Source organism: Mesorhizobium sp. WSM4307 (assembly GCF_007003945.1).
GTDB lineage: Bacteria > Pseudomonadota > Alphaproteobacteria > Rhizobiales > Rhizobiaceae > Mesorhizobium.
This window is the reverse complement of sequence record NZ_VFTB01000006.1, coordinates 155,716-180,745: the sequence shown is the minus strand read 5'-3', so window position 1 is coordinate 180,745 and position 25,030 is coordinate 155,716. Positions and strand designations below refer to the sequence as shown.

Annotated in this window: 20 protein-coding genes; 10 read left to right on the top strand and 10 right to left on the bottom strand. The window is 64.1% G+C overall.

Annotation, left to right across the window (positions count from 1 at the left end; genetic code table 11):
• Window position 1 precedes the first annotated feature (1 nt).
• The gene (locus FJV83_RS16110; RefSeq protein WP_142885830.1) at window positions 2-2,638 is read left to right on the top strand and encodes a glycoside hydrolase family 99-like domain-containing protein; all 2,637 of its coding nucleotides are present in this window, start codon (window positions 2-4) and stop codon (window positions 2,636-2,638) included.
• Window positions 2,639-2,650: 12 nt separating this feature from the next.
• Here the strand turns inward: FJV83_RS16110 and FJV83_RS16105 are convergent, their stop codons facing one another.
• From FJV83_RS16105 to rtcR, 8 genes are all read right to left on the bottom strand, one after another.
• On the bottom strand, window positions 2,651-4,414 hold the full coding sequence (locus FJV83_RS16105; protein WP_142885831.1) for an ABC transporter ATP-binding protein: 1,764 nt from the start codon (window positions 4,412-4,414) through the stop codon (window positions 2,651-2,653).
• A gap of 163 nt (window positions 4,415-4,577) precedes the next feature.
• On the bottom strand, window positions 4,578-5,522 hold the full coding sequence (locus tag FJV83_RS16100; protein WP_142885832.1) for an acetamidase/formamidase family protein: 945 nt from the start codon (window positions 5,520-5,522) through the stop codon (window positions 4,578-4,580).
• The gene (locus FJV83_RS16095; RefSeq protein WP_142885833.1) at window positions 5,512-7,155 is read right to left on the bottom strand and encodes an ABC transporter substrate-binding protein; all 1,644 of its coding nucleotides are present in this window, start codon (window positions 7,153-7,155) and stop codon (window positions 5,512-5,514) included. The genes FJV83_RS16100 and FJV83_RS16095 overlap by 11 nt, the downstream gene beginning before the upstream one ends.
• A 34-nt stretch (window positions 7,156-7,189) precedes the next feature.
• A complete protein-coding gene (locus tag FJV83_RS16090) occupies window positions 7,190-8,110 on the bottom strand; it encodes an ABC transporter permease (protein WP_095773310.1) in 921 nt (306 codons plus the stop codon).
• Complete coding sequence (locus tag FJV83_RS16085; RefSeq protein WP_185973374.1) at window positions 8,107-8,973, bottom strand: ABC transporter permease; 867 nt, start codon at window positions 8,971-8,973, stop codon at window positions 8,107-8,109. Before FJV83_RS16085 ends, FJV83_RS16090 begins: the two co-directional genes overlap by 4 nt.
• A gap of 19 nt (window positions 8,974-8,992) precedes the next feature.
• Window positions 8,993-9,610 carry an ANTAR domain-containing protein gene (locus FJV83_RS16080; RefSeq protein ID WP_095792456.1) on the bottom strand — a complete coding sequence of 206 codons (618 nt, stop codon included), beginning with the start codon at window positions 9,608-9,610 and terminating at the stop codon, window positions 8,993-8,995.
• Window positions 9,607-10,701, bottom strand: coding sequence for a transporter substrate-binding protein (locus FJV83_RS16075; RefSeq protein ID WP_142885835.1), 1,095 nt, complete (start codon window positions 10,699-10,701; stop codon window positions 9,607-9,609). Before FJV83_RS16075 ends, FJV83_RS16080 begins: the two co-directional genes overlap by 4 nt.
• A 165-nt stretch (window positions 10,702-10,866) precedes the next feature.
• Window positions 10,867-12,465, bottom strand: coding sequence for an RNA repair transcriptional activator RtcR (gene rtcR, locus FJV83_RS16070; protein ID WP_142885836.1), 1,599 nt, complete (start codon window positions 12,463-12,465; stop codon window positions 10,867-10,869).
• A gap of 208 nt (window positions 12,466-12,673) precedes the next feature.
• Between rtcR and FJV83_RS16065 the strand changes: the two genes are divergently transcribed.
• On the top strand, window positions 12,674-14,233 hold the full coding sequence (locus FJV83_RS16065; RefSeq protein ID WP_142885837.1) for an RNA-binding protein: 1,560 nt from the start codon (window positions 12,674-12,676) through the stop codon (window positions 14,231-14,233).
• Between the two features lie 844 nt (window positions 14,234-15,077).
• Window positions 15,078-16,481: an RtcB family protein gene (locus FJV83_RS16060; RefSeq protein WP_185973370.1), complete on the top strand. Its 1,404-nt coding sequence runs from the start codon at window positions 15,078-15,080 to the stop codon at window positions 16,479-16,481.
• A 39-nt stretch (window positions 16,482-16,520) separates the two neighbouring features.
• On the opposite strand, the gene FJV83_RS16055 is transcribed toward FJV83_RS16060, so the two are convergent.
• Window positions 16,521-17,399: a helix-turn-helix domain-containing protein gene (locus FJV83_RS16055; RefSeq protein WP_095792453.1), complete on the bottom strand. Its 879-nt coding sequence runs from the start codon at window positions 17,397-17,399 to the stop codon at window positions 16,521-16,523.
• Between the two features lie 95 nt (window positions 17,400-17,494).
• On the opposite strand from FJV83_RS16055, the gene FJV83_RS16050 reads away from it, so the two are divergent.
• Together FJV83_RS16050 and FJV83_RS16045 are read left to right on the top strand one after the other, a co-directional pair.
• Entirely contained in the window at window positions 17,495-19,039 is a 1,545-nt protein-coding gene (locus FJV83_RS16050; RefSeq protein ID WP_142885916.1) for a 4-hydroxyphenylacetate 3-hydroxylase N-terminal domain-containing protein, read from the top strand.
• A 6-nt stretch (window positions 19,040-19,045) separates the two neighbouring features.
• A complete protein-coding gene (locus FJV83_RS16045; protein ID WP_027040919.1) occupies window positions 19,046-19,555 on the top strand; it encodes a flavin reductase in 510 nt (169 codons plus the stop codon).
• A 31-nt stretch (window positions 19,556-19,586) separates the two neighbouring features.
• On the opposite strand, the gene hpaR is transcribed toward FJV83_RS16045, so the two are convergent.
• Window positions 19,587-19,982 (bottom strand): homoprotocatechuate degradation operon regulator HpaR, encoded by a 396-nt coding sequence (gene hpaR / locus FJV83_RS16040; RefSeq protein ID WP_245318148.1) that lies wholly within the window; start codon window positions 19,980-19,982, stop codon window positions 19,587-19,589.
• 212 nt (window positions 19,983-20,194) lie between these two features.
• Here hpaR and FJV83_RS16035 point away from each other — a divergent pair, with 212 nt between their 5' ends.
• The 5 genes from FJV83_RS16035 to hpaH all read left to right on the top strand — a co-directional run bounded on the left by FJV83_RS16035 (window position 20,195) and on the right by hpaH (window position 25,026).
• A complete protein-coding gene (locus FJV83_RS16035; protein ID WP_095792452.1) occupies window positions 20,195-20,581 on the top strand; it encodes a 5-carboxymethyl-2-hydroxymuconate Delta-isomerase in 387 nt (128 codons plus the stop codon).
• A gap of 12 nt (window positions 20,582-20,593) precedes the next feature.
• The gene (gene hpaE / locus FJV83_RS16030; RefSeq protein ID WP_142885838.1) at window positions 20,594-22,111 is read left to right on the top strand and encodes a 5-carboxymethyl-2-hydroxymuconate semialdehyde dehydrogenase; all 1,518 of its coding nucleotides are present in this window, start codon (window positions 20,594-20,596) and stop codon (window positions 22,109-22,111) included.
• 15 nt (window positions 22,112-22,126) lie between these two features.
• Window positions 22,127-23,107, top strand: a complete 981-nt coding sequence (gene hpaD / locus FJV83_RS16025; RefSeq protein ID WP_142885839.1) for a 3,4-dihydroxyphenylacetate 2,3-dioxygenase — start codon at window positions 22,127-22,129, stop codon at window positions 23,105-23,107.
• 243 nt (window positions 23,108-23,350) lie between these two features.
• On the top strand, window positions 23,351-24,223 hold the full coding sequence (locus FJV83_RS16020) for a fumarylacetoacetate hydrolase family protein (protein WP_142885840.1): 873 nt from the start codon (window positions 23,351-23,353) through the stop codon (window positions 24,221-24,223).
• Window positions 24,220-25,026, top strand: a complete 807-nt coding sequence (gene hpaH / locus FJV83_RS16015) for a 2-oxo-hept-4-ene-1,7-dioate hydratase (protein WP_095788558.1) — start codon at window positions 24,220-24,222, stop codon at window positions 25,024-25,026. Before FJV83_RS16020 ends, hpaH begins: the two co-directional genes overlap by 4 nt.
• Window positions 25,027-25,030 lie beyond the last annotated feature (4 nt).

Here is a 25,030-nt window from a genome sequence, read left to right as displayed (position 1 = left end):
CTTGGTCTTGGTAAGATCGCTCACCAGCAGAAGCCGATGGAAGAGATTTCGCCTGCGGCAACGAATTCGAGCCAGCGGTCTGTTCGATGTGTCGTGGTATCTGGTTCAAAATCCGGATGTAGCCCGGAGCGGGAAAGATCCGATCCTGCATTACATCAGGCATGGTGTCTCGGAGTCCCGAAACCCGAGTCCGAACTTCGACAACGAATACTATCTGACGAAAAATCCCGACGTGGCTGCCGCGTCGATGAATCCGTTGGATCACTACATTCGTTTCGGCAAGATCGAAGGGCGCAGCCCCCGACGTGCTCCGGGCACAAATGCCGGCGCCATCCAGAGACCCGCCACCTACGTGCCGCGATCCAGCGAGAGGCGACCCGCCGCATTGAAGGCGCGCCTCATTGCCTTCTACCTACCACAGTTTCATCCGATTCCTGAAAATGACGCCTTTTGGGGAAAGGGTTTCACGGAATGGACGAATGTGACGCGCGCGGCGCCGCAGTTCGATGATCATTATCAGCCCAGGCGGCCGGCGGACCTCGGCTTCTACGACCTGAGAGTGAAGGACATCCAGAAGGAGCAGATCGAGATTGCCCTTCAGTACGGTGTCTCGGGGTTCTGTTTTCACTTCTACTGGTTCAACGGCAAGCGCGTCCTTGAGATGCCGATCAAGCAATTCGTCGAAAACGATGCGCACGAACTGGGCTTCTGCATCAATTGGGCAAATGAACCCTGGAGCCGCCGTTGGCATGGGCTCGAACAGGAGGTGCTGATTGCGCAATCGCATTCACCCGAGGACGACCTGGCCTTCATCGAATATGTATCCCGCTATTTTCGCGACCGGCGATACATCCGCATCGGCGGCAAGCCTCTCCTGATGATTTACCGGCCCGGATTGTTTCCGTCGGCCGCTGAAACAGCACAACGCTGGAGAGCCTATTGCCGGGAAGCCGGCATCGGCGAGATTTTTCTTGCCTACCCGCAGTCGTTCGACAAGGACGATCCCGCCGAATTCGGATTCGACGCCGCCGTCGAATTCCCACCGAATCTTGGGAAATTTCGCGAGATCAGCGGCAGAATTCCAACGCTCAAGAGCGGCTTCAGGGGAAAGGTCTTCGACTGGACGGAGCTCCTCAAACGCAGCCGCGCCTACCCACAGGTTCCCTACACGCTGTTTCGCGGACTTTGCCCTTCCTGGGACAACACCGCACGGAGGATGGAGGCAGCCCACATTCTGGTGAACGCATCGCCGCCCCGCTACGCAGAATGGCTCGCCAACGCGGTCGCCGATACATGCGATCGTTTCGCCGATTTCGACAGCCGCCTGATCTTCGTCAATGCCTGGAACGAGTGGGCGGAGGGAGCCTATCTCGAGCCTGACGCCCGCTATGGCTATGCCTATCTGCAACAGACGCGGAACGTCCTGTCGGCTCCGTCAGCGGCCGGCAAATTCCCCGGGGGCGCGTCCTGGCGCGTTCTGTTCGTTTCGCACGATGCGGCTCTCGGTGGGGCGCAGGCTTCGTTGATCGACATCGTCCAATGGCTGCAATCGCACACCGAGCTGGAGATCAAGGTGCTGTGCCTGGCAGGCGGTGAACGGCTCGAACAGTTTCGACGCATTGTCGATACCGCCCTTCTGGACGATCTGGTTTCGCCAACCGAGATGACCGCCACGAAGCTGGCCCGCATCGCCGATTGGTACGGTGGCAGACCGGACCTCATCTATTGCAACAGCCTGGCCACCGGCCGTGTGCATGCGCTGCTTGGGGAACTGGGCATTCCTATCCTGACGCATGCCAGGGAATTGGCAACGAGCGTCGCCCGATACGCCAAGGACGACATGGAGGATGTGGTTTCCCACACGCGGAGATTCGTTGCGTGTTCGCCAAGCGTCCGGGACTATTTGGTGGCCGAGCACAAGGTCGAAACGAACGCCATCGACGTCATTCCAAGCGCGGTTCCGCAGCCCGGCGCCGATCCCGGTCAGGAAACCCAGCGTCTTGAACGTCGCCGACTGGCCGGCTGGCCCGTGGACAAGACCATCGTCCTGGGATCCGGCCTCGCAATGCCATTCCGCAAGGGTGCCGACCTGTTTATCGAGGTGGCCCGAGTTCTTCGGGCCCGTGGGGTCGAGGACTATCATTTCTACTGGCTCGGCTCGTTTCCGGAGCGGGAACGGGATGAGGCTCTCGGCACCTGGTCGCAGCACCTCGACAGGATGCGGGCGGACGGGTTGGACGAGAAAGTTACATTTCTGGGCGATGTCGACGATGTGCGCGGCTATCTTCGGGCTGCCGATCTGTTTCTTCTGACATCCCGCGAAGAGCCGTTCGGCCGCGTCATGCTGGAGGCGGCATTCGCCGAGTTGCCGGTAATCTGCTTCGCAGGCAGCGGCGGGGCGCCGGATTTCGTCGAGGACGATGCCGGCATCATCGTCGAACGGGCCGATCCGGCTGCCATGGCAGATGCCACGCTGAAACTGATCCGGAACCAGCCGCTGCGGATGCAGCTAGGCAGGCAGGCGGGCGCCAAGGCGCGGCGGCATTTTTCCACCGACCAGGTCTTTCCGCGCCTGCTGTCGACCATGCGGAAGGTTGCAGGCCAGCCGCCCGCGGGCCCGATCATCATGCCGAACTAAAATTACCGCCCGCTACCTGTCCGCAGCGACGAGGTGGCCGTTGCCGACATCCTGCAAGGCCAGTTTCAGCGGCGCCTCGCCGATCCTGCGGGTGGCGCTCGGGATTTCCTGGTCGAGGCGGGCGAAGCGGCTTCTGCGCCGCGCTGGATCGGGCACCGGCACGGCTTCGATCAGCCGCCTGGTGTAGGGATGGCGCGGGTTGGAAAAGACCTGGTCGCGCGTGCCCATTTCGACGATCTGGCCGAGATACATGACGGCAACGCGATCGGAGATGTTCTCGACCACCGCCATGTCATGCGAGATGAAGAGATAGGCGACGCCGAATTCGCGCTGCAATTCCTTCAACAAATCGAGCACGCGCGCCTGCACCGAGACGTCGAGCGCCGAAACGCTTTCGTCGGCGATGATCAGCTTCGGCCGCAAGGCGAGAGCGCGGGCAATGCAGACGCGCTGGCGCTGACCGCCGGAGAATTCGTGCGGATAAAGCTCCATCTGATCGGCCGACAGGCCGACGCGCTCGAACAGGGCCGCGACACGCTGGCTGCGCTCTTCCCTGGAGGCGATGCCGTGGATCACCAGCGGCTCGGCGACGAGGTCGCCGACGCGCATGCGCGGATCGAGCGAGGCGAAAGGGTCCTGGAAAATTATCTGCACGTCGCGGCGCACCGCCTTGCGTTCGTCGCGGCCGAGGCCCGACAAATTGCGCCCGCCAACGATGATGTCGCCGCTGTAAGGTACCAGCCCGGCCAGCGCCTTGGCGGTGGTCGACTTGCCGCAGCCGGATTCACCGACCAGCGCCAGCGTCTGGTTGGGCGCGACCGAGAAGCTGACGCCCTCGACCGCATGAACCCGGCGGGTGACCCGGCCGAAGACGCCTCCGCGCAGGTCGAAGCGGACATGCAGGTCTTTGACCAAGGCGACGCTGGCTGGCGTTGCCGTCTCCACATGCCTTGATTTCTGCCGCCCGACGCCGCTGCCGATGCGCGGCACGGCGGCCAGCAGTTCACGCGTATAATCCGCCTGCGGCCGGGCGAAAATGTCCGGTGTCTTGCCCTCCTCGACCATGCGGCCATGCCGCATGATGATGACGCGATCGGCCATTTCGGCGACCACGCCCATGTCGTGGGTGATGAGGATGACGCTGGTGCCGTGCTGGCGCTGCAGGTCGCGCAGCAGTTCCAGCACCTCGCCCTGCACGGTGACGTCGAGGGCGGTCGTCGGCTCGTCGGCGATCAGTACGTCGGGCTCGAGCGCCAAGGCCATGGCGATCATCACCCGCTGGCGCATGCCGCCGGACAGCTCGTGCGGGAACTGAATTAGCCGGCTTTCGGCTTCCGAAATGCGCACCGCCTTCAGCGCCTCGATGGCGCGCTGGCGGGCTTCGGCCGGCGAGAGGCTGGTATGCGCCTCGATGGATTCGGTGAGCTGCCGGCCGATCGACAGCACCGGATTGAGCGAGGTCATCGGCTCCTGGAAGATCATGGCGATGCGGTCGCCGCGAATGCGGCGCATCCGGCGCTCGTCGAGGTCAGCCAGGTCGGTATCGCCAAGTCGGATCTTTCCAGATGAAATGCGGGCGGCAGGCTGCGGCAGGAGCTGCATGATCGCCAGCGCGGTCATCGACTTTCCGGAGCCGGATTCGCCGGCGATGCAAAGCGTTTCGCCACGCGCCAGCGTCAGCGACAGGTTGGACACGACCTCGCGCTCGCCATCCTCGCCGCGCACGCTGACGGAGAGGTTGGCGATGTCGAGGACGGTCTGGGGGGCTGAGGTCATTGGAAGAGCAGGGTTCTGAGAGGTTTATTCGGGCACGCCCCCCACCCGGACCTTCGGTCCGACCTCCCCACAAGGGGGAGGTAGGGCGCCAGCGCTTCACCCTCCCCCTTGTGGGGAGGGTCGCTGCGAAGCAGCGGCGTGGGGGTGCGGCGCCAACCTCGCGTCATTCAAACACGCAGCGCGGGAAGTAGAACGACACCACCCAGTTCGGCATGTCGACGATCTCGCTGATCCTGAGATCGCCGCACACCGAGGCGAGCATATAGGCCTCGACCGGGTCGATCTGGTGGCGCCCGGCAATCAGGTCGACCATCTGGGCAACCGCTTCCCTGGCTCCGGCCATCAGGTCGGGGCCGATACCCGTCGTCACTTCATAACCCTTGGCGTCGAGGTGACGCGTCACCGGGCCAGGGGTGGTGAAGCGCGGCGTCTTCAGCCTGGCATCCTTGAGCAGGTCGAGCTTGAGCACGACGTCCATCGGGCTTTCGATCGCCGTGCCGCAGACCTCGCCGTCGCCTTGCGCGGCGTGCGTATCGCCTACCGAGAACAGCGCGCCGGTCACCTCCACCGGCAGGTACAGTATGGTGCCGGCGGCGAGATCGCGGATATCGAGATTGCCGCCGACGCGCCGCGGCGGCACCACCGAGTGGAGGCCCATCTCGGCCGGCGCATTGCCGATGGTGCCGGCGAACGGCTTCAGCGGTACGCGGGCATTCTTGCCGAACAGCGCCGGCTCGAGCGAGGCGGCGTCGTATTTCCAGATGTTGAGCGCCGGCTCCTTGAAGTCGTCGGCGAGCAGGCCGAAGCCCGGAATGTTCCCCGTCCAGCCGAAGCCGGACGGTTTGAACAGCTCGATCGTCACCTTCAGCGCGTCACCGGGCTCGGCACCTTCGACGAAGATCGGCCCGGTCACCGGGTTGATGCCTGCGAAGTCCAGCTTGGCGATGTCGGCGACCGTGCTGTCGGGCTTCAGCTGGCCGCCGGCGGAATCCAGGCACTGGAACTCGATGGTCGATCCGGGCGCCACCCGCTCGGCCGGGGCAAAGGAATTGTCCCAGCCGAAATGGTGATGGCGCCCATGGATGGTGTAGTCGCAACTATTGCACATCTTTTACGTACACATTGTCATAGTTGATCGGGATATGGACCGGGTCGACATAAAGGTTGTCGGCACCGCCCATGCGGGCCGATTTCATGGTGAAGCGCTGCTCGTTGAACACCGGCGCCCAGGGTGCGTCCTCCATGATCTTGTCGTAGATGGCGCTCCACATCTTGCCGCGCTCCACGGCCTTGGCCGGGTCAACCACGGAGTCGGCCTCGGCCGCCTTGGCGTCGAGGTCCTTGTTGCAATACCACGACCAGTTCCAGCCGCCCGGTACCGCACCGGCGCAGCCGAGGATCGGGCCGTAGAAGTTGGACGGATCGGGGAAGTCGGCGATCCAGGCCATGCCGCCCGACCAGATCATCGGCGCGCCGGCCTTGTCGCCGCCGGCGGCGATGACGTTGGCCTGGGCGAGCGACTGGATGCTGGCCTTGATGCCGATCGCCGCCAGATCCTGCTGGATCGCCTGGGCGATGCGCGGGTTCGGGTCGGTGTTCATGGCGAACAATTGCGTGTCGAAGCCATCGGGATGGCCGGCCTCGGCCAGCAGTGCCTTGGCCTTGGCGACGTCATACGGGTAACCCTTGTACTCCTTGTCGTAGCCCGGCATCGATGGCGGCAGCGGCTGGTTGGCCGGCACGGCGCGGCCGTTGATGATCTGGATGACGCGCGCCTTGTTGATCGCCATGTTGACGGCCTGGCGCACCTTCACATTGTCGAACGGCGCCATGGTGGTGTTCATGGTGACATAGCCGGTGTGCAGCTGGCCGCCTTCGACGACGCGCGCCTTCTGCTCGGGATCGGCCATCACCTCCTGGAATTTTGCCGGCGGAATGCCGTCGCCGGGCACGTCGATCTCGCCCTTCTGCAAGCGCAGCAGCGCCACGATCGGCTCCTGGCCGATCTCGAAGGTGATCTTGTCGAGATGCGGCAGACCCTTGTGCCAGTAGTCCGCATTGCGCTCGAAGACGATGCGCTGGCCGAGCGTCCACTCGGCGAGCTTGAAGGCACCGGTGCCGACCGGATGCTTGCCGAAATCCGCGCCATATTTCTCGACCTCCTCCTTCGGCACGACATGCGAGAAGTTGATGGCCATCACATGCAGGAAGGTGGCGTCGGGGCGGGTCAGCTCGAACTTGACCGTATAGGGATCGACGACGGTGACGCCGGACAGGCTTTCGGCCTTGCCGGCGGCGACATCGTCATAGCCCTTGATCGAGCCGAAGAAGCCGGCGCCCGGGCTCTGCGTCTTCGGATTGGTGACGCGATCGAGCGAATATTTCACGTCGTCGGCGGTCATCTCGCGGCCATTGTGGAATTTCACGCCGTGCCGCAGCTTGAAGGTGAAGGTCTTGCCGTCTGGCGAGATCTCGTAACTTTCGGCAAGGTCGGGCTTGAGGTTGGTGGTGCCCGGTTCGTAGTCCATCAGGCCGTCGAACAGGCTCTTGATCATCGACCAGTTCTGCCAGTCATAGCCGATCGCCGGATCGAGGGTGGCGACATCGTCCTTGTAGGTGATGGTGATGGCGCCGCCCTGCTTGGCGTTGGGGTCGATCGTGTCCTCGGCGCGGACGCTTGCCATGCCGAGCATCAGCGCCAGCGCCGATGCCGCCACGGTGGTGGCCAGAAATCTTTTCATTTGGTGTTCCCTTTCTCTGATTGTTTTCTTGGTTTCATCTGAGCTTGATGCGCGGGTCGATGAAGGGCGCGATGATGTCGGCCAAGAGGTTGCCGAGCACGATGGCGAAGGCCGAGACCAGCGTGACGCCCATGATGATGGGGATGTCGACGCGCTGGATGGCCTGCCAGGCGAGCTGACCGATGCCGGGCCAGCCGAACACGCTTTCGACGACGACGATGCCGCCCATGAAGATGCCGATATCGATGCCGATCATGGCGATGACCGGCAGGATGGCGTTGGGCAGCGCATGGCGGAAAATGATGGCGCCGCGCGCCAGGCCTTTCGCGCGCGCGGTGCGCACATAATCCTGGCGCAGCACGTCGATCATCGACGAGCGCATCATGCGCGCGTACCAGCCTGCGCCGAGGATGCCCATGGTCAGCGACGGCAGCACCAGATGACGCCAGGTGCCGTAGCCGCCGATCGGAAACCAGCTGAGCCGCACGGCAAAGACGTAAAGCAGCAAAAGCCCGACGACGAATTGCGGCGCCGAGACGCCGACGAAGGAGGCGACCATCAAGGTCTGGTCGGTCGCGGTGCCGCGCTTGACGGCGGCGATGAGGCCCATGCTCAGCCCGATCAGTAGCTCGCACAGGATGGCGCCGACCATCAAAAGCAGGCTGGCCGGCAGCCGCGAGACGATGAGTTCGGTGACTTCGGAGCGCTGGATGTAGGAGCGGCCGAGATCGCCGCTGACGAGCCTGGTCAGATAGTGCCAGTACTGGACGACAAAGGGCTGGTCGAGGCCGAGCTGCTGGCGGATGTTCTCGACCGTCTGCGGCGTGGCGCTGCGGCCGGCGATCTGGCGCACCGGGTCGGCCGGCAAGAGATAAAGCAACGCGAAGGTGATCAGCGAGACCCCGAGCAGGATGAGCAGCGACTGGATCAGGCGGCGGCCGAGATAGGCGATCATGCCCGGCCCCTTTGCGTCGGATCGAGGATGTCGCGGAGCGCGTCGCCGATCAGGTTGAAGGCGAGCGCCAGCGCCAGGATCGCGGCGCCGGGGAAGAACACCAGCCAGGGTGCGGCCTGGAAATAGGTCTGGTTCTCGAAGATGATGTTGCCCCAGGACGCCGTCGGCGGCTGCACGCCGATGCCAAGAAAGGAGAGCGTCGCTTCGAGCAGCACCGTCGTCGAAATGCCGAGCGTGCCCCAGACGATGATGGTCGGCAGGAGATGCGGCAGGATGTGGCGGAACAGGATGCGCGGCGCGCCGGCGCCGATGGTGCGCTCGGCGTCGATGAATTCGCGCTCTGCAAGCGAGGAGGTTTCGGTGTAGATGACGCGCGCGGTCTGCACCCAATTGACCAATGCGATGACCATGGCGACGATCCACAGGCTCGGTTGGAAAACCGCCGCCAGGCAGATGGCGAGCAGCAGCGCCGGAAACGCCATCATCAGATCGGTGAAACGCATCAGCGCACTGCCGATCCAGCCGCGGAAATAGCCGGCGGTGACGCCGACCAGTGTGCCGATGAACAGCGCCACCCCATTGGCGACGATACCGATGATCAGCGAGGTGCGGGCGCCATAGAGGATGCGGGTCAGAAGGTCTCGACCGAGCAGGTCGGTGCCGAGCCAGAATTTGGCATCCGGCGGCAGCGGCGAGCCCTCTATGGTCAGGCCGTCGAACATCTGCCCGTTGGGATCATAGCCGGTCAGCCACGGTGCCAGCACGGCGCCGGAGACGACAATGGCGACGATGACCAGGCCGAGCAGCGCCAGGCGACGTTTGACCAGCCGGCGCCAGACACCGGCGCGCGGCTTGGCCGGCATGCGCGCCGTGGCCGGGAGGTCAGGCGCGATGGGACTGGTCATCGCCGCCTTCCTCACCCGTTGCTTCCTCATCGGTCATCGCCACGATCCGGCGCGCGGCATCCTCGACGCTGATCTGCCAGCTCATCGCCAGTGAGCGCAGCTGCGCATAGGCGCGCTCGTCGTCCGAGCCTTTCGACAACGCCGCCACCGCGCGCACGATGGTCTGCCGCTCCGCGACACGCTGGCGCAGCGATGCAATTTCGCCGGCTAAGTGTTTACGCGCCTCGAAACTCTGCCTTGCGATCAATAGCGCGCTGTAGACGCCGGCAGTGCCGACCGGCTTAAGCAGTTGCGCGTCGGCCTTGTGCGAGAGCGCCCATTCGATGCGGCCGGGCGCCTCGGAACCGATCAGCGCCACCAGCGGCATCGGCGCTTCACCGGCTTTCCAGGGGAATTGCTCGTCGAAACCGAGATCTGCATCGAAGAAGACGAAATCGGCGGCCAGCGCCTCCGGCGGCAGTTCCGGCCAGCAGTCGAGCGCGATCAGGCCGATCGCCGACAATTGCCTGGTGATGGCCTGTACCGTCGGATGCGGGCGATGCAGGATGAAGGCCCTGGCGCCGCCGAGGTTGGGAATGCGCGGCGTCCTGGTCACGACACCACCCGCAGGCGCGGACGCCCGAACGTCCTGGCAGGATCATAGCGCGACAGATAGGGATCCGGCGCGACCTCATCCTCACGGCTGACGACCTCGAAGAACCCATCGGCGATCCGGCCGATGATGACAGGCAGCGTCGCGTGCTGGGTGTTGGCGTCGATGACGATCGGTCCAAGCCGGGTGGAGAAGCGCCGTTCGGCGAAAGCCTTGGAGAATTCCGCGGGTCCAGCTTCGGGATTGCGCGCGAGCACGTCGGCCATCACCTGCACCGAGGCATAGGCCGAGGCCTCGAAGGACGACGCGAAGGCCGCCGGCCGCGGCGCGAAATACGGGCCGACGGACAGATGGCCTCTCCCCGTCTCGCCGATCGCCGGCAGTTCGCCCTCGGTGAGGTTGCAGGAGATGACAGGACAATTTTCCGGACGGAAGGCGGCATCCTCGTCGCCCAAATCGCGATAGGCGGCGAGGAAGGCGTAGGACGAGGTGCCTATCAGATTGTTGAGGATGAAGCTCGGCCGCGTCGCCCGGATTTCCCCGATGAGGCGCGACACGTCGGTCTCGCCGATGCGCAGATAGCGTTCGCCCAGCACCTTGCCGCCGGCGTCGGCGATCAGGTCGCGCGCCACGCGGTTCATCTCCCAGCCCCAGATATAGTTCGAGCCGAGCAGGAAGCCGTCGGCGCCGAAGCGCGGCACGACATGGGCCATCAGCGGCACCAGATGCTGGTTGGGACAAGCGTGCATGTAGACGACATGCTCGTTGGCCTCGAAGCCTTCATAGGGGCATGCATACCAGAGCATGCCGCCGGCCTTCTCCAGCACCGGAATGGTCTCCTTGCGGCTCCAGGAGGTGACGCAGCCGACGACGTGGCGCGCGCTGCTGGTCTTGAAGATGTCTTCGCAAAGCGTCGCGTAGCGGTCGGCATTGCTTTGCGGATCGCGCTCGACCGGCACCAGCTCGATGCCTGAGCCGCGGTCGGCATTGATGTCGGCGATCGCCCGCATGGCACCCATGCGGCATGCATCGGAGACGAGCTGATAGCTCCCCGAACGGGAATAGAGGATGCCGATCTCGATACGCCGTTTCAAACAGGACCCCAGAAAATGAAAATGCCCCGCAGCCAGCGCCGCAAGGGCGAGGCATACGAGGCATTCTTGCCGCCCGGCGATCAGGGCCGGTATTTGGCCTTAGGGTATTCGGTCCGGCTGGTCAGTCAAGCGGGAAAGTGCGAGGGATCGGCACGTAGAGGATGTCTATCGTTTCCGGACGATGTCTTCGAAGCTGAGGTCGAAGCGCATGAGATATTTGCGCAGCCGGTCAGCATCGTTGCCGCTGGTCTTTTGCAGCCGCGAGACGGCGAACAGTTTTCGTCCGGCGGCGCTGATCGAATTGCTGTCGCGGCAAACCGTCAGCACGGTGGCCAGTTGTGCCCGGTCGAACATGTCGATCCGGCTTTGGCGCTCGGGGCCGAGGACCTCCTGCAGAATGGCGTCGCGATCGCCGGTGGCACCGGCATGCCATAGGGCCGTCAGACGATCGGTCTCGTCACGCACGGTCTCCTCGTTGATGCGGCCGAGCGGCGCCAGCGTCGCCATGCGGGTGACGGAGGCCGAGAGATCGCGGAAATTGGCCCGCCACATCGCCTCCGGAGCCACGGCGAATTTCAGATAGAGGTCGCGGGCCTCCTTGTTGAAGGTGACGTTTTGTCCTTCCCGCTCGCCGAAGCGGCGCAATTCGAAGTCGAGGTTCGGTTCAATGTCCTCCTTGCGGTCTCGAAGCGCCGGCAGCTGGAAGGTCCACAGGTTCAGGCGCGCAAAAAGATCCTCGCGGAACTTGCCCTCCTTCACACCGATCGACAGATCGCGGTTGGTGCCGGCGAGAAGCTGGAAATCCGACATGACGTCCTGGTCGGCACCAACCGGCAGGAAACGTTTTTCCTCGATGGCGCGCAGACACATGGCCTGTTCGTCGGGGCCGAGTTCGCCGATCTCGTCGAGGAACAGCACGCCCTTGTTGGCCGATTTCATCAGTCCGGCGCGCTCGTTCTGGGCGCCGGTGAAGGCACCCTTGACGTGACCGAACAGGGTCGACATCGCCTGGTCGCCACGCAAGGTAGCGCAATTGACCTCGATGAAGGCGCCTGAAACCTGCCGCTGTGCCTTCTTGAGCTCATAAATGCGCCTGGCCAGCTGCGACTTGCCGGCACCCGTCGGGCCGGTGAGCAAAACCGGCGCACGCGAGCGGATCGTCACCTTCTCGATCTGGTCGATCATCTGGTTGAAGGCCGCATTGCGGGTGGCAATGCCCGATTTCAGGAACGACGTCGCCTCGTCGCGTTCGGCGGCAAAGCGCGTGGCGATCGCGTCGTAGCGGGACAGGTCGAGATCGATGATCGAATGGCTGCCCGACGCGTCGTCGCGTCCCTCCTTGCGCGGCGAAAGCTGCAGCAGCCGCGCCGGGATGAAGTGCGCCTCGGTGAGCAGGAACCAGCAGATCTGGGCGACATGCGTGCCGGTGGTGATGTTGACGAGATAGTCTTCCCTCTCGGGATCGAAGGCATAGGCGCGGGCGAAATCGCGCAGCCCGGTATAGACCTCGCTGAAATCCCAGGGGTCACGCATGCTGATCAGATGTTGCCTGACCTCCGTGGCAGGCGAGACCTGCTCGATGTCGGCAATGATCTGCGTGGCCAGTTGCCGCGACTGAGTCCCGTGGATGAGCTCCAGCCGATCTATGAACAATCCCGGCTGCTGACACAGCGCAACCGTTGGCCGCCACTTCCTCCAACGGTCATCCGTACGCCCCGCATCAAGCGTTGTACCGAGAATGCCAATCGCGACGCGTCTTTTCATCTTATCCCATGATATAAGTACCGAGATTTTTGGATCACTATACAGGCTCTCCCCCGGACAGAGCCAGAGGCACCAAACAACCGGCTTGTTTTTTATTTTCTCATTAGATCAAACGGCTAGCCGAATTTAAGCGGATCGGCACGCGTTCATTCTTCAAACTGGCACGCCACCTGCTTTGATGCCGGTGTAAAAATGAAGGATGAGAACAATGGCGAACAAATCCGTGTTTGCGACGATCGCAGGAAAGCGGCTCCCGCCGGCTGACGCCAGGAATCGTGAAGGCGCCCAGGCTTACCGCCTGTCGCCGCATCAGGCTCTGGCGCAGCTGGCGGCGACGGGCACGTTCAACGCGACTTTCTATGCCGAGCCGCGGGAGCAGCTGGACGAGGTGCTGAAGCTCGCCTGGCAGGTCGAGCCGGGATTCCTGGCGCGCACCGCCGTCCACGCTTTCGAGCAGGGCTACATGAAGGATATGCCGGCGCTGCTGCTGGCCGTTCTGTCCTGCATGCAGGGCGACGAGTTCAATCGTGCTTTCGGGCGGATCGTCAGGAACGGCAGGATGCTGCGCAACTTCGTGCAGGTCATGCGTTCGGGCGCCACCGGGCGCAAGTCGCTCGGCACGCGGCCGAAGCGGCTTATCCAGGCGTGGCTCGAGCAGGCCGCCGACTTCGAGCTAATGCGGGCCGCTGTCGGCAACGATCCGTCGCTGGCCGATGTCATCAAGATGGTTCACCCGAAGCCGAAGTCGGCCTCGCGTGAGGCGCTTTATGGCTATCTGATCGGCAAGCCGCATGATGTGGCTATGCTGCCGGACGTGGTGAAGGCATTCGAGGCGTTCAAGCGCGATCCGTCGCTGCCGGTGCCGGAAGTGCCGTTCCAGATGCTGACCTCGATGCCGCTGTCGCGCGAGCATTGGGTGCAGATCGCGGCGACGGCCGGATGGCAGATGCTGCGCCAGAATCTGAACACTTTCGCCCGCAACGGCGTGTTCGAAGTGGACGGGTTTGGCGAGACGCTGGCGGCGCGCCTGCGCGACCCCGAGGAGATCCGGCGCGCCCGTGTGTTCCCGTATCAGCTCATGGTGGCGTTCACCATGGCCGGTGCGGAGGTGCCTGGCGTGGTCAGGGACGCGCTGCAGGATGCGATGGAGATCGCGCTCGGCAACGTGCCCCTGGTCAAGGGTAATGTGGTCGTATGTCCGGACGTTTCGGGCTCGATGAGTTCGCCGGCGACCGGCTACCGCAAGGGCGCGACGTCGGCCGTCCGCTGCATCGATGTGGCCGCCCTGGTGGCCGCCGCGATACTGCGCCGCAACCCCACGGCCCGGATCCTGCCGTTCGAGAACGATGTGGTGGAGATCCGCCTCAACGCGCGCGACACGGTGATGACCAATGCCGCCAAGCTTGCAGCCATCGGTGGCGGCGGAACCAACTGTTCGGCTCCACTGGCACGGCTGGTTCGTGAGAAGGCTGATGTCGACCTGGTGGTGTTCGTGTCGGACAACCAGTCCTGGGTGGATGCGACGGCGCATGCGCATCAGGGGACGGCGACGATGCAGGAATGGCGGAAGCTGAAGGGGTTGAACCCGGCAGCCAAGCTGGTCTGCATCGACATCCAGTCTCATCTGACGACGCAGGCCAAGCCGCAGGCCGACATCTTGAATGTCGGCGGCTTCTCCGACCGCGTCTTCGACGTGGTGGACACGATGGTGTCCTCGAACGACGACCCGGACCATTGGGTGCGCACGATCGAGGCGGTGGAGCTCTAGACAATGGTCCCGGCGGCGCGTCCGCCGGGACTAGCAGAAACAAAAATCCGGGCATGACGAATGCCGATGGAACTACAGGCTGTTCACCTCCAGGTCGCGGGTTCGAATCCCGTCGGGTCCGCCACTATGGACCCGTAGCTCAGCGGATAGAGCGGGACGTTTCGTCAAACCTTGTCGTCATGCCCGACGACTTTTGCGCGACATCGGTCGCAACTGGACAGAAAGGAACTGAACAAACGGCGTGACGAATGCCCGTGGAACTACATTCTAACTTTCGGGTCGCGGGTTCGATTCCTGCCGGAGCTGCCAATCGGCTCTGTAGCTCAGTCGGTAGAGCAGAAAGGCAGTTTCACAACAGACTTTGTCGTCACACCTCGCAAGAAACAGCCGCGGCGAATGCCCGATGGAACTACAGTACAACCAAGCGGGATGCTCCGTGAGGTTCGACTCCTCACCTTGCTGGCGCTCTCTGGCACGAGCGGGACTCCCGGGTTTCATCCTCTTTTGTCGCCGCGGCGACGCGAATACATGGCGAATGCAGGCAGGACTACAGGTAGCGCGCCCGCCGAAAAAGCGGGAGGTCGGGTGTTCAAATCACTCTCCCGCTCTGCGGAGCGGGGTGGCGCAGTCACCGTCTTGCCGATCCTTGTCGCCAGCCGATTGAAACAGGGCGAATGCCTGCGGGAATACACTGGTATCTGGCGGTTCGAATCCGCTCGTCGATCATCGATCGATCGGTTTCTCGCATCGACTTGTCGCCCGCCGGAGAGAAAGAGAACGAATGGCGAATGCAGGCAGGACTACAGGAAAGAGCAGTGCTTGATATGGACCGAAAGTGAAAGACATGACCGAGATTTTGAGTGGACAGGATTTGATCGACGCCGGCATGCCGCAGGGCAAGTGGTTCGGCAAGGCGCTCGCCGCCGCCAACGCGGTGCTGGAGAGCGGCGGATCGCAGGGCGATGCGCTCGAGGCCGCGCGTGCCTTCGCGCCGCAGCCGGCCATGAAGCTGAATGCGGCCGCGTCCATGCCGCTGCACCTGAACATCGAGGCCGAAACGCCTGACGAGGCTGCCAATGTCGAGGCGGTGACGCGCTCGATGGCCGAGCTGATGCGTACGCCGGTGATCCGTGCCGGCGCCATCATGCCGGATGCTTGTCCGACCGGTCCGTCGGGCACGATTCCCGTTGGCGGCGTCGCGGTCTCCGAGGCGATCCATCCCGGCATGCATTCGGCCGACATCTGCTGCTCGATGGCGATCTCAGTGTTCCCTGATGTGACGCCAGCCGTGTTGCTCGATGCCGTTCATGGCGTCACCCATTTCGGACCGGGCGGGCGTCCGCGTGGCCAGCAGATCCGGCCGGCCAAGGAGATCTTCGAGCGTTTCGAGGCCAACCCCTTGCTGCGTGACCTAACCAGTGCGGCGATCGAGCATTTCGGCACGCAGGGCGACGGCAACCACTTCGCCTATGTCGGCACGCTGAAGTCGAGCGGCGAAACGGCGCTGGTTACGCATCACGGCTCACGGTCGCCGGGTGCGCGGCTCTATGCCAAGGGCATGAAGATCGCCGAGGGCGTGCGCAAGACGCTGTCGCCGGAGACCTTGCCGCAGAACGCCTGGATTCCGGCCGACACGCGGGAAAGCGATGACTATTGGGAGGCCCTGCAGACGATCCGCGAATGGACCAAGGGCAACCATATGCTCATCCACGACCTGGCGGCGGAAAAGCTGTCGGCGAAGGTGTCGGACCGGTTCTGGAACGAGCACAACTTCGTCTTCCGCCGTTCGGACGGGCTGTTCTACCACGGCAAGGGCGCCACGCCGGCCTTCGACAACTGGGCCGACGACGCGACCGACCTGACGCTGATCCCGCTCAACATGGCGGAACCGGTGCTGATCGTGCGCGGCAAGAACGCGGCGCATGGACTTGGCTTCTCGCCGCATGGCGCCGGGCGCAATTTTTCGCGCACCCAGCACCGGCGCATGCAGGCGGGACGCAGCGACGCCGATATTTTCGCGCAAGAGACGAAAGGCATCGATGCCCGCTTCTTTTCCGGCGTGACGGATATTTCGGAGCTGCCTAGCGCCTACAAGAACGCGGCCTCGATGCGCCGCCAGATCGAGCATTTCGGCCTGGCGGAAATCGTCGACGAAGTGCTGCCCCATGGCTGCATCATGGCCGGCGACTGGGAAGCCAATGCGCCCTGGCGCAAGAAGCGGGAAGCGCGCCTACAGCAGGGGCGTTAGCCGGAAAATTGGATGCGGGTCGCGAGGCCCGCATCCACCCTATGTACGATCAGCGCCCTGCAGCTGCTTGCGCCGCCAGGCGGCAGGCGCTTCGCCTATCCGTTCGCGGAAGAAACGCGAGAAATAGGCGGGGTCGTCGAAGCCGATCTCGTAAGCGATGTCCTCGACCGTGCGCACGGTGAACAGCAAGAGCCGCTTAGCTTCCAGCAGCCGCCGCTCGCTGACGACGCGCTTGACGCCGCTGCCCAGCACCGCATGGGCAGCCTTGTCGAGGAGATGCGGCGTGGTGGCCAGCGTCGCGACGTAGCGGTCGACCGGCCAGTTGTCGCGGAAATGCGCATCGACAAGCCGGCGCAGGCCCATGGCCAGCGACGCATCGGAAGACGGTGCGGCGGCGACTGTCGCCGGCGCGAGACGCGCGATGTGGGAGAGCGCTACGGCAATCAGCGACGGCAGGATTTTGTCATTGCCGGCCTGCGCCTCGGCATATTCGGCGGCGATCATCTCCAGCACCGTCGCCAGCTTTTTCCATGCGGCGTGTCGGGGCAGGCCGTCGGCAAAGACCGGCCTGTCCAACGGCAACAGGCTATGGCCGGCAAGGGCGGCGAGCGCATCGTCCGCGACGGAGACGACGATGGCGTCGGTGCCGGGGCCGATCGAGAAGCCATGCACGATGGTGCTCGGCACGAAGCTGACGGCCGGCGCCGAAAAGTCCCAGGCGCGGTCCTCGATGCGGTAGGTGCCGGAGCCGCTGGTCCAATAGGTGATCTGACCCATCTGCGGATGCTTGTGCGCCGCCACCTGGCCGAGATGGATGTTGCTGCGCGCAAGCACTGTCTCGACATGCAGGAAGCCGACATCGAGCGGCCGCACCGGCTCGCCATAGACGAAGAAATCGGGAATACCAGTTTCGCTCATGCCAGTGGAAAAAGTCCAAGCGGATTCGTGCTTTTGTCCATAAACCTTTGTAACGGCCAGCGCTATTGTTAACACGTTAAGGGAGGATGATGATGATGCGATCGGAAGATTTCCGGGCCGACACGAAACGCCCGTTCACCGGGGCCGAGTATCTGGAGAGCCTGCGCGACGGCCGCGAGGTCTATATCAACGGCGAGCGTGTGGCCGACGTCACCACACATCCGGCGATGCGCAATTCGGTCCGCTCGCTCGCCCGCCTCTACGATGTCTTGCACGACCCGGCGCGGCAAGCGGCGCTGACCTCGCCGACCGACACCGGTTCGGGCGGCTACACCCACAAATATTTCCGCGTCGCCCATTCCGCCGCCGATCTCGCCGCCCAGCAGACGGCGATCGCGCAGTGGTCGCGCATGTCGTATGGCTGGATGGGGCGCACGCCCGACTACAAGGCGGCGCTGATGAACACGCTCGGCGCCAATGCCGACTGGTACGGGCCGTTCAAGGACAATGCGCTCGCCTGGCACAAACGGGCGCAGGACGCCGTGCTGTTCATGAACCATGCCATCGTCAACCCGCCGATCGACCGCCACAAGCCGGCCGAACAGGTGAAGGACGTGTTCGTCCACATCACCAAGGAGACGGATGCCGGCATCCATGTCTCCGGCGCCAAGGTGGTGGCGACGTCCTCGGCGCTGACGCACTACAATTTCCTGGCGCAGGGCTCGGCGACGGTCACCGAGGATCCGTCGCTGTCGGTGATGTTCATCGTGCCGATGAACGCGCCGGGGATAAAGATGTTCTGCCGCGTCTCTTATGAACAGACAGCCAATACGGTGGCGGCACCCTTCGACTATCCGCTGTCGTCGCGCTTCGACGAGAACGACGCGATCCTGGTGCTCGACAATGTCTTCATCCCCTGGGAGGATGTTCTGGTGCTGCGCGACGCGCAGAAGATCCTGTCGTTCCACCCGGCGTCGGGCTTCATGCATGGCTATTGTTTCCAGGGCTGCACGCGCTTCGCCGTCAAGCTCGACTTCCTCGCCGGTCTGCTCGCCAAGGCGCTGCGCGCCACCGGCGGCGACGCCTTCCGCGGCAATCAGGCGGCACTTGGCGAGGTGATTGCGCTCAGGCACATGTTCTGGAGCTTTTCCAACGCCATGGCCTACAATCCGATCCCGTGGGCGAATGGCGCGGTGCTGCCCAATCTCGACGCCGCCCTCGCCTACCGCACCTTCATGTCGGAAGCCTATCCGCGCGTCATCGACACGGTGCGCCGGGTGATCGCATCGGGGTTGATCTATTTGCCGTCATCGGTGCGCGACTTCAACAATCCCGAAATCGACAAGTACCTGGCGCAATATGTGCGCGGCTCCAACGATATGGGCCATGTCGAGCGCATCAAGATCATGAAGCTGTTGTGGGACGCGACCGGCACCGAGTTCGGCGGCCGCCACGCGCTCTATGAGCTCAACTATGCCGGCGCACCGGAAGAGGTGCGGCTGCAGGTGCTGAAGGGCGCCGAACGCGGCGGGCGGCTGAAGGCGATGGAGGAATTGGTCGACACCTGCATGGCCGACTATGACGTGAATGGCTGGACTGGCGACACCTGGCTGCCGCCGCTGACCTCGACGGCTGGATGAACTCCGATGGCCACGCAGATCTCGAAAACCGATTTCCGAGACGCCATGGCCAGGGTCTGCGCGCCGGTCAACATCGTCACGACGGACGGCCCGGCCGGGCGCGGCGGCTTCACCGCCACCGCCATGTGCAGCGTTTCCGACGAGCCGCCGACGCTGCTGGTCTGCATGAACGGGCGTTCGACGCAGGCCGCCATGTTCCTCGCCAACCGGCGCTTCTGCGTCAATGTGCTGACGCATGACCACATGCACCTGGCGGGAAAGTTCGCCGGTGCGACAAGGGACATGGAGGCCCGCTATTCGGCGGCGCGCTGGCAGACGCTGACCTCGGGCACGCCGGCGCTGTCGGACGCGATCGTCAATTTCGATTGCGAGATCGAGGACGTGCATATCGTCGGCACGCACAATGTCATGATCGGCCGCGTCATCGACGTGCGGCACGGCAGCGGTGGCTCGGCGCTGCTCTATGTCGACCGCAACTACACGCAGCCGACACGGCTCGGAAGCTTTGGAGGGTGAGGCGGGGCGAACGGCGCGGGACGGAGAGCGCTCAGCTCTCGCCGTCGATCAGCGCCTCCAGCAGATCGAGCAACTGCTCCAGCCGCTCATGGCCGAAGCGCTTTTCGATGTCGTCGTAGATGACGCGGCGTTCGGGGGACAGGGCGTCGATCAGGGCAGAGCCGGCCGGGGCGATGGTCAGGATGACGCGGCGGCCGTCGCCTTCCGCTTTGTTCCGGGTGATGAACTTTCGGCCCTCGAGCGCCTTGATGATGCGCGTCAGGCTGGGCGGCAGCACCGAGGCGCGATCGGCAAGCTCGGTCGCCTCGACCGGGCCGGCCTCGCTCAGCACGCGCAACACGCGCCATTGCTGTTCGGTCACGTCATGCGCGGCGAGCATCGGGCGAAACCGCGCCATCACCACTTCGCGGGCATGAAGGAGCGCCATTGGCAAGGAGCGGCGGGTGTTCTCGGGCAGCAAGTAAAATTCTCTCCAGCGCTGGCTTGCGATCGGCGGCGGGCTTTGCCCGGCAGCGCTGGCCGTCAAAGCCTGTCATCCCGTATCGTCGCCTCGGGCCGGATGCAAGGCTTGACTTCGGCGACATCGTATGTAATTAACGCGTTAACTACAACAAGCAATGTTCCAGGGAACGAGACGCGGTGCCTCACTTCTCCATCGAGTATTCAGCCAATCTCGATGCCAAGGTCGACATGGCCGAATTGTGCGCGCTGGTGCTGCGCACCGTGCTCGACACCGGGCTGTTCGAGACCGGTGCGGTGCGGGTGCGGGCCTTCCGCGCCGAGGCCTACGCCATAGCCGACAATCTGCCGGAAAATGGCTTTCTCGACATGTCGTTTCGCGTCGGGGCGGGTCGCGGCGCCGAGGACAAGAAACGCACCGGCGATGCCGTCTTCAAGGCGGTGAACGAATATCTGGCGCCGCTGTTCGAGACCCCGCATTTCGCTTTGTCCCTGGAGATCCGGGAAATTGATCCGGCGCTGAGCTGGAAGAAGAATGCCATCCACCCGCGGCTTCGCGGCAAGTGACGGAAAGCTGACATGTCCGACCTCGAAGGCAATCTGAAGAAGGCCGAGGCCTATCTGGCCCGTTTCAAGAGCGACGGCGTGCTGAACCAGATCGGCGGCGAACCGGTGCCGGCCGCTGACGGCTCGACCTTCGAGACGCTGTCGCCAGTCGACTTGAAGCCGCTGGCCAAGGTCGCGCGCGGCAACAGTGCCGACATCGACCGCGCCGCCAAGGCGGCCAAGGCGGCCTTTCCGGCCTGGGCGGCCATGCCTGGCGAAGCGCGCAAAAAGCTGCTGCACAAAATCGCCGACGCGATCGAGGCGCGCGCCGAGGAGATCGCCTTCGTCGAATGCATGGACACCGGCCAGGCGCTGAAATTCATGGCCAAGGCTGCGGTGCGCGGTGCGGAGAATTTCCGTTTCTTCGCCGACCGCGCGCCGGAAGCGCGCGACGGCGAGACGCTGCGGACGACCGGCCAGATCAATATGACCACCCGGGTGCCGATCGGCCCGGTCGGCATCATCACGCCCTGGAACACGCCATTCATGCTGTCGACCTGGAAGATCGCGCCGGCGCTGGCGGCAGGCTGTACGGTGGTTCATAAGCCGGCTGAGTTCTCGCCGCTGACGGCGCGCCTGCTGGTCGAGATCGCCGAGGAGGCCGGCCTGCCGAAAGGCGTCTGGAACCTGGTCAACGGGCTTGGCGAACATGCCGGCAAGGCGCTGACCGAGCACCCCGACATCAAGGCGATCGGCTTCGTCGGCGAGAGCCGCACCGGCTCGATGATCATGAAACAGGGCGCCGACACGCTGAAGCGTGTGCATTTCGAGCTCGGCGGCAAGAACCCGGTGATCGTCTTTGCCGATGCCGATCTCGAACGCGCCGCGGATGCGGCGGTGTTCATGATCTATTCGCTCAACGGCGAGCGCTGCACCTCGTCGTCGCGGCTGCTGGTTGAAGCCTCGGTCTACGACCGGTTCACCGATCTGGTGGCGGAGAAGGCCAAGCGCATCAGAATAGGCCATCCGCTCGATCCGAAGACCGTGGTCGGGCCGCTGATCCATCCGGTGCATGAGGAGAAGGTGCTGTCCTATATCGAGATCGGCAAATCGGAGGGCGCCGTGGTCGCCGCCGGCGGCGGCAAGTTCGCTGGCCCCGGCGGCGGCTGCTATGTCAGCCCGACGCTGTTTACCGGCGCCACCAACCGGATGCGCATAGCCCAGGAGGAGATTTTCGGGCCGGTGCTGACGGCAATCGCCTTCAAGGACGAGGCCGAAGCGCTGGCACTGGCCAACGACACGCAATACGGCCTGACCGGTTATCTCTGGACCTCCGACGTGACACGCGCCTTTCGCTTCACCGACGCGCTGGATGCCGGGATGATCTGGGTCAATTCGGAGAATGTGCGGCATCTGCCGACACCGTTCGGCGGCGTCAAGAATTCCGGCATCGGCCGCGACGGCGGCGACCATTCCTTCGATTTCTACATGGAGACGAAGAACATCGCCTTCGCCACCTCAGCGCATGCGATCCAGAAACTCGGCTGCTGACCGGAGGAGATCAGAATGGCCTTGCCCAAGCCCAACCTCTATCCGGCCTTCAACATCGTGCGCCTCAGCCATGTCGAGCTGGCGGTGACCGATCTGGCCAGATCGCGCGCCTTCTATGTCGACACGCTCGGCCTGCAGGTCACCGACGAGACATCGGGCGCCATCTACCTGCGCGCCATGGAGGAGCGTGGCCATCACTGCATCGTGCTGCGCAAGGCGACGACGCCGGAAGCCCGTGACCTCGGCTTCAAGGTCTTTTCGGACGAGGATCTCGACAAGGCGGCGCATTTCTTCAAGGGCAAGGGCCTGCCGGTGGACTGGGTCGAGCGGCCCTATCAGTCGCGCACCTTCCGCACGCGTGACCCGCACGGCATTCCGCTGGAATTCTATGCCGAGATGGCAAGGCTGCCGCCGATCCACCAGAAATACGCGCTCTATCGCGGCGTGAAGCCGCTGCGCATCGACCATTTCAACTGCTTCTCGCCCAATGTCGACGAGTCCGTCGCCTTCTACAACGAGCTCGGCTTCCGCGTCACCGAATACACGGAGGATGCCTCGAGCGGAAAGCTGTGGGCGGCCTGGACGCACCGCAAGGGCGGCGTGCACGACATCGCCTTCACCAATGGGATCGGACCGCGCCTGCACCATGTCGCCTTCTGGGTGCCGACGCCGCTCAACATCATCGACCTGCTCGATCTGATGGCGACGACCGGCTATCTCGCGAACATCGAACGCGGCCCCGGCCGGCACGGCATTTCCAATGCCTTCTTCCTCTATGTGCGCGACCCAGACAACCACCGCATCGAGATCTATTGTTCGGACTACCAGACGGTCGATCCGGACCTCGAACCGATCAAATGGGACCTCAAGGACCCGCAGCGCCAGACGCTGTGGGGCGCGCCGGCGCCGAAAAGCTGGTTCGAGGAAGGCAGCGCATTTGCCGGAGCGGAGGTGCGCCAGCCGGATCTGACGGCCTCGCCGATTGTGGCGCCCTGATGAGATTTGATCGATGACGGCATTCCTTCGCGCCCCCCTCTGTCCTGCCGGACATCTCCCCCACGAGGGGGGAGATTGGACGTCATCTCCGCCTTCGCCAATCTCCAACGCTGCAAGAAGAGCGCCATCCGTCCGAGCTGCCAATCTCCCTCCGTGTGAGGGAGATGTCCGGCAGGACAGAGGGGGGCGCCGTAGGGCTCCAACCTCGCCGATATTCCGCATCACCATCGGCGGAGCCGCCGCATGACCCCGTCACGCCTCGCCACCTTCACCGCCGGCGGCAAGGCGCGCTATGGCGCGGTCACAGGCAAGGGCGTCGTCGACCTGTCGGCCTGCTACAGCCAGTGGCCGACATTGCGCGAGGTGATCGAGGCCGGCGCCTTGCGGCGGCTGGCGGAAGAGGCGGAGGGGTTTGCCGCCGATTTTCCGCTCGACGCCCTCGCCTACGACATCCCTGTCCCGTCGCCGGAAAAGATCATCTGCGTCGGCGTCAACTATCCGGACCGCAACGAGGAGTACAAGGACGGGCAGGCGGCGCCGGCCAACCCGTCGCTTTTCATCCGCTTCCCGCGCTCCTTCGTCGGACACGGCGCGCCGCTGGTGCGGCCGCCCGAATCGCCACAACTCGACTATGAGGGCGAGATCGTCATCGTCATCGGCAAGGGCGGCCGGCGCATCGCGGAGACCCAAGCGCTCGGCCATATCGCCGCACTGTCGCTGTGCAATGAAGGCACCATCCGCGACTGGGTCCGGCATGCCAAGTTCAACGTCACGCAAGGCAAGAATTTCGACCGCACCGGCTCGATCGGCCCGTGGCTGGTGCCGTTCACGGACGAGGCGCAGATCGCCGACATTACGCTCTCCACCCGGGTCAATGGCGAGCTGCGCCAGCAGGACCGCACCAGCCGCATGATCTTTTCCTTCCGCAAGATCATCAACTACATCTCGACCTTCACCACGCTGGTGCCAGGCGATATCATCGTCACCGGCACGCCGACCGGCGCCGGCGCCCGCTTCGACCCGCCGGTCTGGCTGAAGCCGGGCGACGTGATCGAGGTCGAGGCCGACGGCATCGGCGTGCTGCGCAACAGCGTCGTCGACGAGGCAGCTTCATGACCCCGGAACAAGTGGAAGACGCCGCCAACCGGCTGTTCGAGGCCGAGCGCTCGCGCCGCCAGATCCGGCTGCTCAGCCTCGATTTTCCCGACGCCACCATGGAGGACGCCTATCGCGTCCAGGCGGCGCTGGTGACGCGCAAGATCGATGCCGGGCTGAAGCCGAAGGGCTGGAAGATCGGCCTGACCTCCAAGGCGATGCAATATGCGCTGGCTATCGACACGCCGGATTCCGGTGTGCTGTTCGACGACATGTTCTTCAACGACGGCGCGACGGTTCCGGCCGGCCGCTTCATCCAGCCGCGCGTCGAGGCCGAGATCGCCTTCGTCATGAAAGCGCCGCTCAAGGGGCCAGGGGTGACCCTCTTCGACGTGCTCAATGCCACCGACTACATCACGCCGGCGCTGGAAATCCTCGACACGCGCATCGAACGCGTCAACGCCGAGACGAAGAAGGCGCGCAGCTTCTTCGACACGATCTCCGATAACGCCGCCAATGCCGGCATCGTCATCGGCGGGCGGCCGCAGCGGCCCGATGAGGCCGACATGCGCTGGATCGGCGCCATCGTCTCGCGCAATGCCGAGGTCGAGGAAACCGGGCTCGGCGCCGGCGTGCTCAACCACCCGGCCATGGGCGTTGCCTGGCTGGCCGACCGGCTCGCCCGCTACGGGATGTCCATCGCCGCCGGCGAAGTGGTGCTGTCGGGCTCATTCGTGCGTCCTGTGGAGGCGCGGCCCGGCGACACGATCGTCGCCGATTTTGGCAGTTCAGGCACGGTCAGCATTCATTTCGCCAAGGGCTGACGGT